General features: G+C 68.2%; 19 protein-coding genes. 7 read left to right on the top strand and 12 right to left on the bottom strand.

Translation table 11 applies throughout. From position 1 onward, the window contains the following. Nucleotides 1–54: 54 nt before the first annotated feature. Nucleotides 55–501, bottom strand: coding sequence for a MerR family transcriptional regulator (locus tag ACRDPS_RS14965; RefSeq protein WP_431502440.1), 447 nt, complete (start codon nt 499–501; stop codon nt 55–57). A gap of 88 nt (nt 502–589) precedes the next feature. Between ACRDPS_RS14965 and ACRDPS_RS14960 the strand changes: the two genes are divergently transcribed. After that, on the top strand, nt 590–1,651 hold the full coding sequence (locus ACRDPS_RS14960; protein ID WP_431502439.1) for a hypothetical protein: 1,062 nt from the start codon (nt 590–592) through the stop codon (nt 1,649–1,651). Between the two features lie 60 nt (nt 1,652–1,711). On the opposite strand, the gene ACRDPS_RS14955 is transcribed toward ACRDPS_RS14960, so the two are convergent. Then, nucleotides 1,712–2,290, bottom strand: a complete 579-nt coding sequence (locus tag ACRDPS_RS14955; RefSeq protein ID WP_431502438.1) for a hypothetical protein — start codon at nt 2,288–2,290, stop codon at nt 1,712–1,714. A 12-nt stretch (nt 2,291–2,302) separates the two neighbouring features. On the opposite strand from ACRDPS_RS14955, the gene ACRDPS_RS14950 reads away from it, so the two are divergent. Continuing rightward, nucleotides 2,303–2,800 carry a hypothetical protein gene (locus tag ACRDPS_RS14950; protein WP_431502437.1) on the top strand — a complete coding sequence of 166 codons (498 nt, stop codon included), beginning with the start codon at nt 2,303–2,305 and terminating at the stop codon, nt 2,798–2,800. A gap of 24 nt (nt 2,801–2,824) precedes the next feature. Here the strand turns inward: ACRDPS_RS14950 and ACRDPS_RS14945 are convergent, their stop codons facing one another. Both ACRDPS_RS14945 and ACRDPS_RS14940 read right to left on the bottom strand, forming a co-directional pair. Continuing rightward, a complete protein-coding gene (locus ACRDPS_RS14945) occupies nt 2,825–3,361 on the bottom strand; it encodes a M48 metallopeptidase family protein (RefSeq protein ID WP_431502436.1) in 537 nt (178 codons plus the stop codon). Nucleotides 3,362–3,372: 11 nt separating this feature from the next. Continuing rightward, the gene (locus tag ACRDPS_RS14940) at nt 3,373–4,419 is read right to left on the bottom strand and encodes a PHP domain-containing protein (RefSeq protein WP_431502435.1); all 1,047 of its coding nucleotides are present in this window, start codon (nt 4,417–4,419) and stop codon (nt 3,373–3,375) included. A 681-nt stretch (nt 4,420–5,100) separates the two neighbouring features. On the opposite strand from ACRDPS_RS14940, the gene ACRDPS_RS14935 reads away from it, so the two are divergent. The 3 genes from ACRDPS_RS14935 to argS all read left to right on the top strand — a co-directional run bounded on the left by ACRDPS_RS14935 (nt 5,101) and on the right by argS (nt 8,155). Beyond that, nucleotides 5,101–5,259, top strand: a complete 159-nt coding sequence (locus ACRDPS_RS14935; RefSeq protein WP_091051197.1) for a DUF5679 domain-containing protein — start codon at nt 5,101–5,103, stop codon at nt 5,257–5,259. 229 nt (nt 5,260–5,488) lie between these two features. Next, complete coding sequence (locus tag ACRDPS_RS14930; RefSeq protein ID WP_431502434.1) at nt 5,489–6,253, top strand: hypothetical protein; 765 nt, start codon at nt 5,489–5,491, stop codon at nt 6,251–6,253. 159 nt (nt 6,254–6,412) lie between these two features. Beyond that, the gene (gene argS, locus ACRDPS_RS14925) at nt 6,413–8,155 is read left to right on the top strand and encodes an arginine--tRNA ligase (protein WP_431502442.1); all 1,743 of its coding nucleotides are present in this window, start codon (nt 6,413–6,415) and stop codon (nt 8,153–8,155) included. Between the two features lie 17 nt (nt 8,156–8,172). Here the strand turns inward: argS and ACRDPS_RS14920 are convergent, their stop codons facing one another. The 3 genes from ACRDPS_RS14920 to ACRDPS_RS14910 all read right to left on the bottom strand — a co-directional run bounded on the left by ACRDPS_RS14920 (nt 8,173) and on the right by ACRDPS_RS14910 (nt 10,105). Then, the gene (locus ACRDPS_RS14920; protein ID WP_431502433.1) at nt 8,173–8,337 is read right to left on the bottom strand and encodes a hypothetical protein; all 165 of its coding nucleotides are present in this window, start codon (nt 8,335–8,337) and stop codon (nt 8,173–8,175) included. Nucleotides 8,338–8,501: 164 nt separating this feature from the next. Further along, the gene (locus tag ACRDPS_RS14915; RefSeq protein WP_431502432.1) at nt 8,502–8,987 is read right to left on the bottom strand and encodes a carboxymuconolactone decarboxylase family protein; all 486 of its coding nucleotides are present in this window, start codon (nt 8,985–8,987) and stop codon (nt 8,502–8,504) included. Beyond that, a complete protein-coding gene (locus ACRDPS_RS14910) occupies nt 8,984–10,105 on the bottom strand; it encodes an NAD(P)H-dependent amine dehydrogenase family protein (RefSeq protein WP_431502431.1) in 1,122 nt (373 codons plus the stop codon). Before ACRDPS_RS14910 ends, ACRDPS_RS14915 begins: the two co-directional genes overlap by 4 nt. Before the next feature lie 115 nt (nt 10,106–10,220). On the opposite strand from ACRDPS_RS14910, the gene ACRDPS_RS14905 reads away from it, so the two are divergent. Beyond that, entirely contained in the window at nt 10,221–11,867 is a 1,647-nt protein-coding gene (locus tag ACRDPS_RS14905) for a GMC oxidoreductase (protein WP_431502430.1), read from the top strand. A gap of 137 nt (nt 11,868–12,004) precedes the next feature. Here ACRDPS_RS14905 and ACRDPS_RS14900 read toward each other — a convergent pair whose 3' ends face one another. The 4 genes from ACRDPS_RS14900 to ACRDPS_RS14885 all read right to left on the bottom strand — a co-directional run bounded on the left by ACRDPS_RS14900 (nt 12,005) and on the right by ACRDPS_RS14885 (nt 15,138). After that, nucleotides 12,005–12,169: a hypothetical protein gene (locus ACRDPS_RS14900; protein WP_229788002.1), complete on the bottom strand. Its 165-nt coding sequence runs from the start codon at nt 12,167–12,169 to the stop codon at nt 12,005–12,007. A gap of 138 nt (nt 12,170–12,307) precedes the next feature. Next, the gene (locus tag ACRDPS_RS14895; protein WP_431502429.1) at nt 12,308–12,625 is read right to left on the bottom strand and encodes a WhiB family transcriptional regulator; all 318 of its coding nucleotides are present in this window, start codon (nt 12,623–12,625) and stop codon (nt 12,308–12,310) included. A 104-nt stretch (nt 12,626–12,729) separates the two neighbouring features. Beyond that, nucleotides 12,730–12,948 carry a hypothetical protein gene (locus tag ACRDPS_RS14890; protein WP_431502428.1) on the bottom strand — a complete coding sequence of 73 codons (219 nt, stop codon included), beginning with the start codon at nt 12,946–12,948 and terminating at the stop codon, nt 12,730–12,732. Nucleotides 12,949–13,086: 138 nt separating this feature from the next. Beyond that, nucleotides 13,087–15,138: an ATP-dependent DNA helicase UvrD2 gene (locus ACRDPS_RS14885; RefSeq protein WP_431502427.1), complete on the bottom strand. Its 2,052-nt coding sequence runs from the start codon at nt 15,136–15,138 to the stop codon at nt 13,087–13,089. 105 nt (nt 15,139–15,243) lie between these two features. Between ACRDPS_RS14885 and ACRDPS_RS14880 the strand changes: the two genes are divergently transcribed. Beyond that, complete coding sequence (locus ACRDPS_RS14880) at nt 15,244–15,492, top strand: mycoredoxin (RefSeq protein ID WP_431502426.1); 249 nt, start codon at nt 15,244–15,246, stop codon at nt 15,490–15,492. A 29-nt stretch (nt 15,493–15,521) separates the two neighbouring features. Here the strand turns inward: ACRDPS_RS14880 and nudC are convergent, their stop codons facing one another. Next, complete coding sequence (gene nudC / locus ACRDPS_RS14875; protein ID WP_431502425.1) at nt 15,522–16,433, bottom strand: NAD(+) diphosphatase; 912 nt, start codon at nt 16,431–16,433, stop codon at nt 15,522–15,524. Between the last annotated feature and the right edge of the window lie 37 nt (nt 16,434–16,470).

Here is a 16,470-nt window from a genome sequence, read left to right as displayed (position 1 = left end):
GGCTCGGACAGACCTCCCCAGGGTGTCGCGGGTCGGGCGATCTGCGGCGGTACGTCAGCCCGACGGGCAGTCGCACTGCTCGTGGTCGCCGTCGGCGCCGGTCGCGTCGATGGCTTCGACCGTCCGCGCCATGACGCGACACAGCCGGCCGGGGCCGAGACCCCGACAGACGGCACCCATGTCGGCAAGGCACTGCCGCATCCGATGCAGCTCGGCGATCCTGCGATCCAGGTCGGCCACCCGAGCGGCCGTGACCGCTCGGGCCTCGGCACAGCTCGCGGCGCCACTGTCGACAAGCTCCAGCAGCTGCTCGATGTCCTTCAGGGAGTACCCGAACTCCTGGTGATGCTTGACGAACCGCACCAGATTCACCGTCCACCCCGGGTAGTCGCGATAGCCGGACGCCGTCCGCCCCGGGGCCGGCAAGATGCCCCGTCGTTCGTAGTAGCGCAACGTCTGCGGATTCACGCCGGCCCGCCTTGCGACCTCACTGGTCCACATACCACCAACAATGAACCTGCGACCCAACTACAGGTCAAGTAGCTGACCGGTTGACCCGATACGTGGGTACAGGGCCGACCATCTGAGCATGGACGTTGTCCCGTTCTCGGTCGCGCTGGCGGCTGGGGCGCTCGCCGCATTCAACCCCTGTGGACTACCGGTGCTTGTCGCGTTCCTCGCCTATGGGCTGGGGCTGGCCTTGGTCCTGGTCCTGCTGGCGACGGCTGCCACGCTCACCCGTGCCGGGCTTTCCCGATGGTCCAGTCGGCTGCTCCCGCACGTGGGTCGCCTGACCGGCGTGCTGCTGGTCCTGGCCGCTGTCTACCTGGCGTACTTCTGGATCCGGACCGGCTTCGGGTCGCCCTCGGAGGCGGCGTCCGACCCCGTGCTCGGGGTCGTCTCCGACTTCGCCGCGTGGATCGAGGTACAGGCCGCTCGGCCGTGGTCGCTGCTGGTCGTCCTTCTGGTCGGTGTGTTCGTCATGGTGGCCGGACTCGTGGCGTTCGCCGGCTCTCGGCGTCTTGTCATCGGGGGCGCCGCGCTGGTTGTCGTGGGCGCCCTGATCGGGTTTGGGCTCGGGGATCGGGGCTCTGACCGCGCCGTTCCGCCGTGGGAGACCGCCGACCTGAGTTCACGCGCGGCGACCGACTCCGAACGCGAGGCTCTGCGCAGCTCGGGCAAGGCCCACGAGCTGGCAGACCTGGCTGACCTCGGGCAGCTGCGTGAGCTGTTCGACTCCGACGGCGACACGACCCGGGTGATCGCGATTCTCTCGCCCAGCTGCGTGACCTGCCTGCGCGGTGCCGCCTGGCTCCAGGAGCAGCTGGCTGACGGCCCCGACGCGGACGTGGCCGTCTACGCGGTCTGGCTGCCGGTGCTGGGGACGGATGCTCGGACCGAGTGGGAGGACCGAATCCTCACCGACCCGCGGGTCCACCATCTATGGGACGAGAACCAGCTGGTCGGGCGCTGGTTCGCCGCACGGGGCTACGGCGACCTTCCGGTGCACTGGGACGCCGCGTTCGTGTACCAGCCGACGGCGACCTGGGGTTACCGCGATGAACCGTCTGAGCTCGTTGCCTGGGGCCGCCCGATCATCGCGCACCGCGACGAGTTGGGCCGGGCGCTGGAATCTCAGCTGGGGGTCTGATCCGACCGGCAAGTGATACGCACCATCGACCCTGCGGCCAGTTGCGGCGTCCGCGATCGGTCAGTAGCGGCCCAGGGTGCCCCGGCGTTTCGCGGTCCGTTCTCCCCAGGTGAAGATGAGTACGCCGAGCAGCAGGTACCCCAGCGCGACGAGCAGTGCCGGGACGTAACCACCCGTACCCCACGCGAGCAGCTGCTGATCAGCGATGAGCGTGCGGTAGGGCCCGCCGACGACGTCGGTGAGTGGCAGTACCCGGCCGATGGCAGCCCACCAGCCGGCCACTTCGATCAGTGGCAGCGCGCTCGCGCTGAAGAGCATCACGATGACCATCAGGGTGTCGTTGACCAGATGCATCCGCTTCCACACCAAGGTGGCGCCGGCGACACCGAGCGAGACGCCGATCGCCGCCACCGCGCCCATCAGCAGGGGCAGGAGAGCAGCGGCGGTCCAGTCGATCCGAAGCGGAACGAAGAGCGAGACGAGGCCGTACGTCGCGGCCGCAACGAACACGGTCTCCAGAAAGGCTGCAACGACCCGTCCCGCGGCCACGACCAGCCAGCTCGGCAGCGGCGAGCGGAAGACTTGACCCGGTACCCAGGTGCAGGGGTCACGCTGCTGTTGACCGTTGGTCTCGACCACCCTGGAGTAGACATGAGAAGCGAGGCATACGAACAGACGAGAAACCCTGGAAGGTTCCGGCGCAGCCGCGAGATCGGACCGTGGGGTACGACGACCAGGGCGTTGGCCGGCGTTGCCTTGATCGGGTGGGCCGTCGCCGTGCCGCACGAGCATCCATGGCTCGACCTGCCCGGCGCCGGGTCCCGACCGTTGGGTTCACTCGTCGGCGCGGTGATCGTGCCTACGGCCCTGACGCTCGCTGTGCTGCTGCGAGGCCGCGCCAAGCCGGCGCTGCGGCTCGGCGCAGGCAGCGCCCTCGCGGTCACAGGCGGCTGGCTCGTCCTCATGCAGATCTACCCGGTGGCGATGCTCGTCGCGGTCGGCGTTCCGCTGGTGGTGCTGGCCGCAGCCGGACGCTGCGGCTGCGAACTGATGGCGATCCCAAACCTGATTCTCCGCCGCAACGACTACCTGTTCTGCCTTCCCTTCAGCCCGATCGACGCCTGGGAGGGACGCGGCGGCACGAGGTAGTCGACATCGGGTCGACGGCGTGGATCAGTCGATCTCGACGCCATCCTCGCCCGGCGGGGCGGGGATCCTGGCGCCGGCTGACCATCCGGCCAGATAGCCCTTGGCGCGCTCGGCCTGGGGATAGCGCTCGACCCAGGCCCAGAACGCGTCGTTGTGCTTGGCCTCGAAGAGATGCGCGAGCTCGTGAACGAGCACGTAGTCGACGACCCATGCGGGCATGCCCTGAAGACGCGCACTGAGCCGGATCGATCGGTCGCCCGGCGTGCAGGAGCCCCAGCGGGTGTTCTGGTTCTCGACCCAACGTACGGAGTCCGGCTTGGCCAACCCGCCGAAGTAGAGATCGCTGAGCGTCTTGGCCCGCCTCATCAGCACGTCGTCGGACGGCTTGCGACGGCGCTCGGCCTTCTCCAGGCGGGCGACCATCTGCTCGACCCACTCGGTCTCCTCGCGCTGCGACATCGCAGCCGGGATCATCACGATGATGCGGTCGCCGTCACGGTAGGCAGAGACCGTACGCCGGCGGCGCTTGCTGCGCCGCACCTCGATCTCTGGCCGGTCCATGACTCAAGAAACTACCTGTTCGCCCAGGCCAGCAGGCGATCCCTGGGCCAGGTGTTGATGATCCGTTCCTCTTCTATGCCTGCGGCTTCGGCTCGTTCGCACCCCAGGACGAGGAAGTCGAGCTGCCCCGGAGCGTGGGCGTCGGAGTCGATCGAGAACACGCATCCGATGTCCCGAGCGAGCTCGAGGAGCTTCGTCGGCGGGTCTCGCCGCTCGGGCCTGGAGTTGATCTCGACAGCGACGTCGTGCTCGGCGCACGCCTCGAAGACCCTGCGCGCGTCGAACTGGCTGCCGGGGCGAGTGCCGCGGTTGCCGGTGACCAGGCGCCCGGTGCAGTGGCCCAAGACGTTCATCCGTGTCGTGGAGACGGCGGCGACCATCCGCCTGGTCATCTGCTCCTTCTCCATCTTGAGCTTGGAGTGGACGCTGGCGACCCGCAGCTCCAGCTTGTCGAGCATCGCGTCGGTCTGGTCGAGGCTGCCGTCGTCGAGGATGTCGACCTCGATCCCCTTCAGCAGGGTGAACCCATGGCCCGCGAGGTGGGTGTTGACGGCGTCGACGACGCCGAGCTGGCGCTCCAGGCGGGCAGCGCTGAGCCCGTTCGCGATGGTGAGACGCGGGCTGTGGTCGGTGAGCACGAGGTAGTCATGGCCCAGCTCGATCGCGGTGAACGCCATCTCCTCGATCGGCGAACCGCCGTCGGACCAGTCGGAGTGGCTGTGCAGGTCTCCCCTGATTCTGCTCCCGAGCTGCTCCCCCGCTCCCCCGGCGGTCAGCGGTCCGCCGTGGATCCGCTCGGTGTCCTGCAGGCGTTGTGGGACCTCACCACGTGCGGCCTCGGCGATGACCTTGGCCGTGCTCGCGCCGACGCCGCTCAGCTCGGTCAGCGTGCCCTCGTCCGCTCGGCTGCGTACGTCATCGGTGGAGAGCGGGAGGATGGCGGCCGCCGCGGCACGGAAGGCCTTCACCTTGTAGGTGTCCTCGCGGCCACGCTCGAGCAGGAACGCGATCCGGCGCAGGGCCGCGACCGGAGACAGCACCTCATCAGGACCACTCACGCCGCGCCCCTTTCAACAGTGCCGCTCCCAAAACCGTGCCCGTCACAAAACTTCCTCCAACTATTTCTTCCTCCACAGGCCGCGGAGAAGTGCTTTTCCCAGGTCAAAGCCTATGTTCAACCGAACATTCCCCGCCCGTTCGTCATGGTTACCCACAGGAACGGGCACGTCTTCCACCGGCTGTCCCCAAGCAAAGCGGGGTTGTCCACACCTTGTCCACAAGCCTCGCGGAGTGGCACGTTGACGCGCCCCCTCAACCTCTTTAAGTTCGATGTCAGTGGGACCCCCGGCGCCGCCGGACGGCCTTCGCAAGGGGAAGGCGAAGGACGATCCAGGCACCGGGGGTCCCTCCAATTTGAGGCGACCCGGGCTTCGCGACGAAGAAGCGAAGGCCGAGCGAAGACGAGGTCGAGCGAGCGAGCGGACGAGCTTGCGAATCCGCGTCCGCGTGTCGAGACCCGGGCGACTTCCGAGGGTCGCCGCAGAGGTATTCGATTCGTCATCGAAACCTCGGATTCCCCCGGTATGACGCCAACACGCCGACACACGCTGGACAGCCCGTGTTGCCGCCGAGAGCGCCGTGTGTCGTAGGGTCGAGGAGGCTCGCTATGGCGAGCTTCCGACGGGCTTCCCTGACAACCCCGTCGCGACGACCAGTTACATAAAGGCAAGGAGGCCGTCATGGCGGAGACCTGGAGCGGCGAGTTCTACTGCGTGAAGTGCAAGGAGAAGCGCGAGGCAACCGGTGAGATCCGGGTGAACGACAAGGGCACCAAGATGGCCAAGGCTGTCTGCCCTGTTTGCAGCACCAATCTCAACCGCATCCTTGGTAAGGCCTGATCGCTCAGCTCATTCTGAGCCCACGCGGCGGCGTCTCCGGACATGTTCCGGCGGCGCCGCTACGCGATTTAGCCGAGGCGTCAGTTCTGCAGGCCGAGAGGTCACTTCTGCAGGCCGAAGCGTCACAGAGGTGCCAACTCGGCCTGCAGAAGTGACTTCTCGGCGAGTTATCCACAGGGGGCGCGGATGCTGGTGGCAGGAACTTCCAGGCGGTGTGAGACTTCCCGCCATGGATACGCGCTACCGGATTCGGCCGGGATATGTGGCCGTACGACGTGATGAGACCAGACTTCAGATCGGCATCGACCCGCCGCGGCGGGCGATCGTGCAGGACGGCGTGGAGGTACGCCGCCTGTTGACCGACCTCGCCGCCGGACGGGCCGTCGAGCCTGACCATCTGCCGGGGCGGCATGCGATGCAGCAGCTCGGCAATGCCGGGCTCCTGATGGTCGCGGACCATAGCGAACCCCCACCGCAGATCGCCTTCGACGGTCCGCCCGCGCTGGTCTCCGCGGCCCAGGCGCTGACCGGCCCGGCCGCTACCGTCCCGGAGATCGTCGTTCTCCTCTCCGAGGGTCCGCTCGACCGTGAGCGCGCCGACGAGATGGTGCGCGAAGGACGGGCGCACCTCGTTGTCGAGAGCGGTCCCGACGCCTGGTCGGTCGGTCCCCTGGTCGTCCCCGGGGTGACCGCGTGCCTGCGGTGCGTCGACGCCACCCTCGCCGAGGAGGACGACCGCCGCGCCGTGGTCGTGCGCCAGCTCCTCGGCACCGAGGTGCCGCCCGACGCGCTGCTGCGGGCGCTCGCACTCTCCTGGGCCGTACGCGACGCCCGCACCTATCTCGCCGGGCGCACGCCGGTCTCCTGGTCGACGTCGGCGATCCTCACTCGCGACGACGAGCCCGCCACCCGGCAGTGGTTGCGGCATCCCTACTGCGGCTGCGCCTGGGACCTGATCGCCTCGGGCAACGCCAGGGCCGACGGATCGGCTTGACCTTCGTCTCGCCGCTCCGGCACTCTTGCCGGCATGGTCACGAAGAGCGCGCTGCGACGACGAGGCATGGGTCTCTGACCCCGCCTTCGCGTCAGGCTGTCTCTTCACCCTCTTAGGACCACTCTCGTGCACGAGCACACCCTCGCCCTGTCCGCACACCTGCGGAAGGCCGTCACCATCTGTTTCGGCGATGCCTACGCCGACATCGACCCCGAGCTGCGCCCGTCCACCCGGCCCGAGTTCGGACATCTCCAGTCCAATCTCCCGTTGCGCCTCGCCGGCCCGCTCGGCCTGGCGCCGCGTGAGATCGGCGCCCGCATCGTCGACGCCGTCGACATCTCGACAAGCTCGATACATCGCATCTCGACAAGCTCGACACATCGCCTCGGAGCCCTGGCCACCGTCGAGCTGGCCGGTGCCGGGTTCCTCAACGTGACCTGGTCACCGGAGGTCCTCTCCGACGCCGTCAGGGCCCTGCTGACTGATCAGCGCCTGGGCGTTCCGGCACCGGCTGCACCCCAGCGGGTCGTCGTCGACTACTCCTCCCCCAACGTCGCCAAGCAGATGCATGTCGGCCATCTCCGTTCCACGGTCATCGGTGACGCCCTGGCCCGAGTGCTCGCCTATGCGGGTCACGAGGTGGTGCGCCAGAACCATCTCGGCGACTGGGGCACCCAGTTCGGGATGCTGGTCGAGGAGCTCCTCGGCGAGGGCCTCCACGACCCCGAAACCGTCGCCGCGCTCGGCATGGCCGATCTGCTCGCTCTCTACCAGCGGGGCAAGGCGCGCTTCGACGACGACCCGGGCTTCGCCGACTCCGCCAGGCGGCGGGTGGTCGCCTTACAGTCGAGCGACCCGACCACTCTCGCGCTGTGGCGGGCCCTGGTCGACGCCTCGATGGCCGAGTTCGACGCCACCTACGGTCGGCTCGGCGTACTCCTGACCGACGACGACTTCGATGGCGAGAGCCGCTACAACGACCAGCTCCCGGGTGTCGTCGACGACCTTCGGGCCTTGGGCCTGCTGTCCGAGTCGGCCGGTGCCCAGGTCGCCTATCCGGACGGTTTCGTCGGCCGCGACGGAGCACCGCTGCCGCTGATCGTGCGGAAGTCCGACGGCGGGTTCGGGTACGCCGCGACCGACCTGGCCACGATCCGGCACCGTGTGGACGACCTGTCCGTCGACCGCGCCGTCTACATCGTCGACCACCGCCAGAGCCAGCACTTCGACATGGTCTTCACCGTCGCGCGCTCCGCCGGCTGGCTCCCCGAGCCGGTCGAGGTCCAGCACATCGGCTTCGGGACCGTGCTCGGCCCCGACGGGCGCCCGTTCAAGACCCGCTCCGGCGATACCGTCACCCTCACGGCGCTCCTCGACGACGCCGAGGCGGCCGTGGCCGAGCGCTACGACAACCCAGATGTCGTCCGTGCGGTGGCCAACGCCGCGGTGAAGTACGCCGACCTCTCCAACCACCTCGCCCGCGACTACGTCTTCGACCTCGGCCGGATGTCGGCCACGACCGGGGAGACCGGCCCGTATCTGCAGTACGCCCACGCCCGGGTCTGCAACGTGCTGGCCAAGGCCGAGGAGACGCACCCTCCGACAGGCTCGGAACACCGCGCCCTCGGCACGCTGCACCACCCGGCCGAGCGGCGGCTCGCTCTGGAGCTGACCGGCTTCGCACCGGTGGTCGCCAAGGTCGCCGACACCTTGGAGCCGCATCACCTGACGGCGTACCTCTATGGCCTGGCAACGGCGCTGACCACGTTCTACGAGACCTGTCCAGTGCTGAGGTCCGAGGGTGAGGTCAGGCAGACCCGGCTCGCGCTGTGCGAGGCGACCAGGCGGGTGCTGTCAGAGGGGCTCGGGCTTCTCGGCATCGAGGCGCCTCAAAGGATGTGAGCTCAGCGGAGGTGAGCTCAGGCCCACCAGTCGGAGTCGAGCTTGGCCTCCATCGAACGTACGTGGCGCCGCGAGCAGGCCTCACAGAACGACTTCGTGCGGCCCCGCTCGACTGCGGTGGTCCACGCCAGGAGGCGGTAGGGATCGGCTTCGTGACATCCGCAGAAGTCGCAGGTCTTCATGTCCCAACGATAGGTCGAGATTCTGCGGCCCCCACGCCGAAACACCGAAATTCTGCGTCACCTCGGCGTGAGAGCGGCGTTAATTCCGGCCCTTGGGCCGGAACGTCCCGACATCTGGAACAAGGTCACGCCCGGCCCGTGAGATTCAGGGCCGGGCGGACCCGTCAGCTCGTGATCGAGGGCAGCATGCAGGCCGTATCGAGTCCCAGGATGTGGTTGAGGCGGCCGAACGCAAGCCAGGAGCCGAGGCACATGCTCAGCTCGACGATCTCGGCATCGGCGTAGACGGCGGACATGCGATCCCAGAAGTCCTGGTCGATGCCGTGGTGGTCGAGGGCATAGCGCTCGGCGAACTCGGCGGCGAGCCGGGTGCGCTCGTCGAACGCGTCGGTGGTGCGCCAGTCGGTCACCGCGTCCGCGAACGACTCCTCCACCTTCTGGCCGTCTCGCTCGGTGCGCCAGTCGAGGCAGAAGACGCAGCCGTTGATCTGCGCGATCCGCAGCCTGGCGGCCTCGAACTCTCGGAGACCGAGCGTGGTGTGCTCGTAGACGGCGAGGGAGAGGCCGGCGGCCGCCGGGCCGATCCCGGGGACCATCCGTCCCCATACGTACTCGATCGGGTCTCGCCCATCGGGGACATCGACGATCATGCGGACGCTCCTTCGGTGACATCGGTCTTCGTGGCTCCGGCAAGCCTGGCGGCGCCGAGCTTGCCCGTCGCGGGACGGACCGGGACGTCCAACGCGTCATAGAGACCGGGCGGCGCGTCGATGAGCCACTCGATCGCGCCGACGAGACGGCCGACCGCGGTGGCGTTGCCGCCCGCGGCCCGGTTGCCGGTCCGATCGGTCGCCTCGACCGTCACCTCGATCCGCGGGTCGCCCTCGATGATCACCCGGTGAGCACCGTCCCCGTCCGGTGGCGTCGGCCAGTGCGGGGCGCAGGACGGATGGATTCGGGTGACGTGCTCGATGACGATGAGCGGCTCGCCGCCGACGATCCCCTGGACCTCGAAGCGCACCGCACCCTGGGTGCCCTTCTCGAAGTCGCCCATCGACGAGGTTGTCACGGTGGCGTCCAGCGGCAGTCGCTCGACGGTCTCCCGGATCTCGTCGAGCTCGACCTCGAGGGCCCGGGCGAGCAGCCGGACCTGACCGCCCCAGACCATCGTCGGCACGGTCTCGGCGAGCATCGGAGCGTCATAGTCCATCGGCTGCCCCATCCCGACGAGATAGCGGACGGAGTCCGGCTGGTCATAGGTCGAGTAGTCGAAGATCTCCTGGCACCGGACGACGTCCACCTCGCTGCCCAGGCCGCTGACCAGCAGCGGCAACGTGTCGTTCGCCCACCCGGGGTCGACACCGGACACGAATAGCGATCCGCCGTCCGACGCGATCGCGGCCAGCACCGGTTCGCGCATCTCTGGTGGCGCGTTGCGCTGGTCATAGAGCGCGTAGAGGGCAGGCGTGACGACCACGGCCCCCGCCTCCAGCGCCCGCACGATGTCTGCCAGCGCTTCGTCCGGGCGGACGTCCCCGGACGCGGCGTACACCACCGCCTGCGGGCGCGCTGCGAGGACCGAGTCGATGTCGTCGGTGGCGGCGACCCCGAGGCTGCGTCCGATCTCCCCGAGGTCGCCGGCGTCACGGCCGACCTTCTCGGGGTCGTGGACGAGCACGCTCGTCAGCTCGAGTCGCGGATGTGCATCGACCGCCCGGATGGCGAGTCGACCGATGTTGCCCGTGCCCCATACACATGCGGTGACCATGCGACCTCCCTTGTCGGTTTGTCCTGTCGGTTTGCGTGAATGCGTGAAATCCGTGACACCCCCACCGGCATACTAGAACATGTTCTAGCAATCAGTGATGGAAAGGGAGGTCATCATGAGCAACACACCACGAGAGGACAGGTCGCGAGGCCTGTCACGCCGAGGGTTCATGCTCGGCGCGGGTTCGCTGGCTGGGGCCGGGATGCTGGGAGGAGCATTCGGAACCAGCCCGACGTGGGCAGCCGCCAAGTCGTCGTCGATCGGCAACGGCGCGCAGGTGCCCGTGCTGGTCATCGGCACCGGATATGGCGGCTCGGTGGCCGCCCTTCGGCTGGCCCAGGCAGGGGTCGACGTCCACATGGTCGAGATGGGTCAGGACTGGGCCACGGCCGCGCCCGGTCCCGACGGCAAGATCCATCCCAAGGTGACGAGTCCCGACTACCGCTCCTTCTGGATGCGCACTCGGACCAAGGCACCGATCAGCAACTTCCTCGGCTTTCCGATCGACAAGGACGTACCGAAGTTCGCCGGCATCCTCGACGCCGAGGACTTCGCCGGGATCAGCGTCTATCAGGGACGCGGCGTCGGCGGCGGCTCGCTGGTCAACGGTGGCATGGCCGTCACCCCGAAGCGCGAGAACTTCGCCGACGTCCTGCCGTCGGTGGGCGCCGAGGAGATGTACGCCACCTACTATCCGCGGGCCAATGCCGCCCTCGGCGTCGGCCAGGTCGATCCGGACTGGTTCGAGCGTACGTCGTACTACCAGTACTCGAGGGTGGGACGGAAGCACGCCGAGCGGTCGGGGTTCGGCTGGACGTTCGTCCCGGACGTCTACGACTGGGACTACATGGAGGCCGAGGACAACGGCAGCGTCCCGAAGTCGGCGCTCGCCCAGGAGATCCTCTACGGCAACAACTACGGCAAGAGGACGCTGCCGAAGACCTATCTCGCCCAGGCCACCGCGACCGGGAAGGTCGCGATCTCTCCTCTGCACCGAGCGACCTCGGTCCGGCCCTCCGCGGCCGGTGGGTACGACGTCGTCCTCGAGGAGATCAACACGGCCGGCGACACCGTAGCCACGAAGACGGTCAACGCGGGCAAGGTCTTCTTCGCCGCCGGCAGCGTCGGCACCAGCAAGCTGCTGGTGAAGATGAAGGCGACCGGCGCACTGCCGGCCCTGAACAGCGATGTCGGCCAGGGCTGGGGTGACAACGGCAACGTCATGGTCGGACGCGCCAACCACGTGTGGGACGCGACCGGCGACGTGCAGTCGACGATCCCCTGCTCGGGCATCGACAACTGGGACGCCGGCGGCGCCTTCGCCGAGGTCGCGCCCCTGCCCGCCGGGCTCGAGACCTTCGCCTCGTTCTATCTCGCGATCACCAAGACCCAGCGCCGGGCGGCGTTCACCTACAACCCGGCCAGCGGGAACGTCGACCTGTCGTGGCAGACCGCGTGGAAGCAGGACTCGATCAACATGGCCAAGACCATCTTCGACAAGATCAACAGGACGGAGGGGACGATCTACCGGACCGATCTCTTCGGTACCAACAAGATCTGGGGCGACCACCTGACCTATCACCCGCTGGGCGGCGCCATCTTGAACAAGGCGACCGACAACTACGGCCGACTGCACGGTTATCAGGGGCTCTACGTCATCGACGGTGCGCTCATTCCTGGAAACACGAGCGTCAATCCCTTCGTCACGATCACCGCGCTCGCGGAGAGAAACATCGAGAGGATCATCGCCGCCGACCTCTGATCGCGCTCTGACATAGGACCGGCCAGTCCGAGGGTTTCTCGGACTGGCCGGTCATCTTCCACACCCGCGATCAGAGGGGTGAGGTCATAGAGGTCGCGCGGGCGGTGCGTAGCGGGCTGTCTTGCCCGCGCTTCTTCTTACAGCGCGCGGGCAAGAGCCAGCTTCGCCTGGACGGCGGCCCGCTCGGCCTTGCGGCCAAGACGAGCGGCCTTGACGAGGGCATGTCCTCGTCGCAGTTCACGCGCCTCTCCCAGGCGCGCGGACATTTGCGCGCGCGCCAGGTCTTCGTAAAGCAAGTTCATCTGAGTGCTCCGTACTCGATCAGTGTTCATGGTTGGTCTTCCTAGGCGGTCAGCGGGCGAGGCCCGTGGTCGTCGAGATCGTGTTCATGGCTGTTGCCTTTCGTCGTTGAATCGGCTTGGTGGTGCTGGAACGCCTGCTCAGGCAGCGTCCTTGCGGGGTCTGCCGCGGGGCCGCTTGCGAGGGATCACCTTCCCCTGCAGGAACAGCTGACCGCCCCAGACGCCCCAGGGCTCACGCCGGTCGACAGCCCCGTCGAGGCACAGGCTCTGCACCGGGCAGGCCTGGCACAGGGTCTTGGCGAACTCGACGTCGGCAGGGGACTCGGCGAACCACAGCTCGGGGTTGTTGGCCCGGCAGGGAAGCAGCTCCTCGTCGAACCGGTTGGCCCGGTCGTGTAGAACACCGAGCTTGGTCTCGACAGGCTCGACCACCGATGGCTCGAGAATGCTGGTCATATTTTCACCTCCTTTGTGACTGATCGCGGGTTTTGAGAAACAGAAAGGCCGCGGATCCCGGGTTTCGGGTTCCGCGGCCTGGAGGCTGCTGTGACTACGTGGTTCTACGTAGTCGAACAACTCCAGGCTCGAATCCCGTGGGACTTGACCTTGATGGCATCCGCCTGCGGGGACACGAGTCCCTGCTCGACGCGCATGCCGTAACCGGCGCCGATAAAGGCACCGGTAGCCGGGGTAGCCCAGGTCGGGCTCGACAGCTCGGGGTGGCCGCACGCGGACATGGCGATGCCATTGATCGGCGTCTTGATCGTGTTGATCGTCACTGGGGCCACCTCCTTCGGGGCTATCGGGCGCGCTCGATGAGCGCGCGGCTTTACTTGATGAAAGAACAGTAACCGGCCGGGCAGGTCTGCCGCAAACGATTAAACCTGTTGATTTCCAGGAATTTTGGTGAAGCCTTTTCAGAGGCTCGCGGTGATGACGTCAAGGACTTCCGAGCCGTACGTCTCCACCTTGCTGCGACCGATACCGCTGATGCGCTGCAGATCCTGGAGCGTGCCGGGCTTCTGCTCGGCGATCTGCTCGAGGGTGGCGTCGGTGAAGACGACGAACACCGGCTTGCGGAGGGCCTCGGCAGTCTCCTTGCGCCACTGCTTCAGCCGGCCGTAGAGCTCCTCGTCATAGGGGGCGTCGCAGCCCTCGTGGCGTCCCAGCCGCTTCTCGGAGGCCGAGCCGAGCGGTCCGCCGCAGGCCTTGCACATCCGCGCCTTGCCGGAGCCCGGGCGCCGGGTCGGCGCCGAGGATCGCGCCGGCCGCAGCGGGTCGAGGAACCGCGACGGACGTCGCCGCGCGGACTGACCGGGCTGACGAGCCAGCGCCCACGACAGGCTCAGGTCCACTCGTGCCCGGGTGAGCCCGACGTAGAGTAAACGTCGCTCCTCCTCGATCTCGGCCGGCGTGGGCTCCTCGCCACGCAGGATGAACGGCATGGTGCCGTCCTGGAGCCCCACCAGGAACACCGAGTCCCACTCCAGCCCCTTGGCGGCATGGAAGGTCGCCAGGGTCACGCCCGAGGGCACCGGTGCGTGCTGCTCGGCCGCCCTGCGGTCGAGCTCGGCGATCAGCCCGGCGAGATCCCCGCCCGCCGCGGCGAAGGTGCGCGCCTGGTCGATCAGCGCCTGCCACGACTCCCAGCGGTCGCGGGTCTGGCCACGGCCCTCGGGAGGCTCCGAGGTCCAGCCCATGCCGGCCAGGATCCCGTGCACCGACTCCAGCAGCTCGTCACCGACCGTCTCCCCTTGGCCGCCTCGCGCCGCGCCCCGGATCCGGGTCACCGCCTCGCGGACCTCGGGCCGGTCGAAGAACCGGGCTGCGCCGCGTACGACATAAGGGATCCGGCGGGCGGTGAGGGCGTCCTCGTAGGCCTCCGACTGGGCGTTGATCCGGAACAGGATCGCCATCTCCGAGTGAGGCTTGCCGGACTGGTGCAGGCGCAGGATCTCCGCGGCGACGCCCTCGGCCTCGGCGACCTCGTCGGGCTGCTCGGTGTGCTCGACGGCAGGCCCGGAGTCGCGCTGCGCCTGCAGCTGGACACCGGCGCTCGGCGTACCTTCCAGGATCTTGTTGGCCGCCTTCACCACCTGCGGCGAGGAGCGGTAGTTGCGGACCAGCTCGACCGAGGTGGCGCCGGGATGCTTCTTCGGGAAGTCCCGCAGGTAGGCGGCATCGGCACCGGCGAAGGTGTAGATCGTCTGGGCCGGGTCGCCGACGACGCAGATCTCGTTGCGTCCGCCCAGCCACAGATCGAGCAGTGCTGACTGCAGCGGCGAGACGTCCTGGAACTCGTCGACCGTGAACCACTTGTACTGCCGCCGCACCTGCGCCGCGACCCGCTCGTCGTGCTCGAGGAGCCCGGCGGTCAACAGCAGCACGTCCTCCATGTCCATGCGCCCCTGGGTGCGCTTGACGTCCTCGTACGCCCCGTAGACATGCCCCACCATCGCCGGGGTCAGCCCGCCGACCTCCCGGCCGCGCGCCTGTGCCGCCTTCGGGTAGTCGTCGGGGTGGACGTTGGAGACCTTCGACCACTCGATCTCCGAGGCGAGGTCACGCAGCTGGGCCTGGTCGACGTCGATCCGCTGCCGGCGCGCGGCGGCGATGATCAGCGGGAGCTTCGACTGGGTCAGGTTCGGCAGCTCGGTGCCGTAGACCTTGGGCCAGAAGAAGCGCAGCTGCCGCAGCGCGGCGGAGTGGAAGGTCCGCGCCTGGACCGCCCCCGCGCCCATCGCTCGCAGCCGATGCCGCATCTCCCCTGCCGCCCTGGTGGTGAAGGTGACCGCGAGGACCTCCTGAGGCGCGTAGAGGCCCGTGGCGACGCCGTAGGCGATCCGATGCGTGATCGCCCGGGTCTTGCCCGTCCCCGCGCCCGCCAGCACCCGCACCGGACCGCGCAGCGCCTCGGCCACCCGTCGTTGCTCGGGGTCGAGGGCGTCGAGGAGGGACTCTGGGGTCATAGGAAGGACAGGGTTCAACTGGGAATGGCTCCTGGGCGTGGGAACGTTAGGCCTTGCGAGCCAACACTATTGGTCAGCGCCGACAGTCCCATGAGAGAGAGCCAGATGAGCACCTTCACGATGTACTCCACGCCTTGGTGCGGTTACTGCAAGCGGCTCAAGGGGCAGCTCGGCCGTGAGGGCATCACCTTCGACGAGGTCGACATCGAGCAGATCCCCGAGGCCGCCCAGATCGTCGAGAAGGCAAACGGCGGCAACCAGACCGTCCCGACCCTCGTCTACTCCGACGGCACCGCGATGACCAACCCGTCGCTCGCCCAGGTCAAGGCGAAGCTCGCCGAGCTCTCTGCTTGATCCGGGCGCGCTGATCCCCGGGCGCCGGCTCACCACGACCCGGGCAGCTCGCCGCCGTACCAGGCCTCGACCAGCGAGCGGCTGATCGAGACGCCGCTGGGCAGCAGCACCTCACCCGACTCGGCCACCGAGGCGAGGTCGGCGCGGGTGAACCAGCGCGCCTCGCGGATCTCGTCCTCGTCGCAGCGGACCTCGGTCGTCTCCGCGCGAGCGAAGTACCCGAGCATCAGGCTCGCCGGAAGCGGCCAGGGCTGGTTGCCGAAGTAGTCGACCTGCCCGACACGTACGCCGACCTCCTCGGCGACCTCACGACGGACCGCGTCCTCCAGTGACTCCCCCGGCTCCACGAACCCGGCGAGGGTGGAGAAGTAGGGCGCGGGCCAGCGGGTGTGGTTGCCGAGCAGGCAACGCTCCTCGTCGGTCCCGGGATCGCCCGTCGTCACCAGCATGATCACCGCCGGGTCGGTGCGCGGGAAGGTCAGGTGGCCTTCCGCGCAGGCCAGCTCGTGGCCGGCAGCGCGTGGTTCGAGACTGCCGCCGCACCGCGTGCAGAACCGGGTCGCCCGATGCCACTCGGCCAGGCCGATCGCGTGCATCAGGAGACTCGCCTCGGTCGTGTCGGCCAACATCGTCGGGAAGAGCCCGCGCAGGTCGAGCCAGCCCTCGCCGGCTTCCTCCTGTCCGGTGAGGACCGCGAACCGGGCCCCTTCGGGGCTGTCGCCGAGGAGCAGCCTGATCCCCTCGGGGGACGTGGAGGGCGTACGCCATCTCACCCCGGAGTCGCCGGAGGGCTCGACCCTGTTGCCGGCGACCACGAGGACCCTCGTGCTCTCCTCCGCCCAGGCCTTCTTCACCCAGGCGTCGTCGGTGCGTAGGTGGCCGGTGCGGTCGTGCGGATCTTGGATGAGTCGCTGATGGATGGGCAGATTCGGAGAGTCCACCCGACAGAGCCTAGGAGGTTCGGTATATGTTCCGCGC

Source organism: Nocardioides sp. (genome assembly GCF_050699375.1).
GTDB lineage: Bacteria > Actinomycetota > Actinomycetes > Propionibacteriales > Nocardioidaceae > Nocardioides.
The sequence above is the reverse complement of the archived record's forward strand: the minus strand, read 5'-3'. Positions and strand labels throughout refer to the sequence as shown.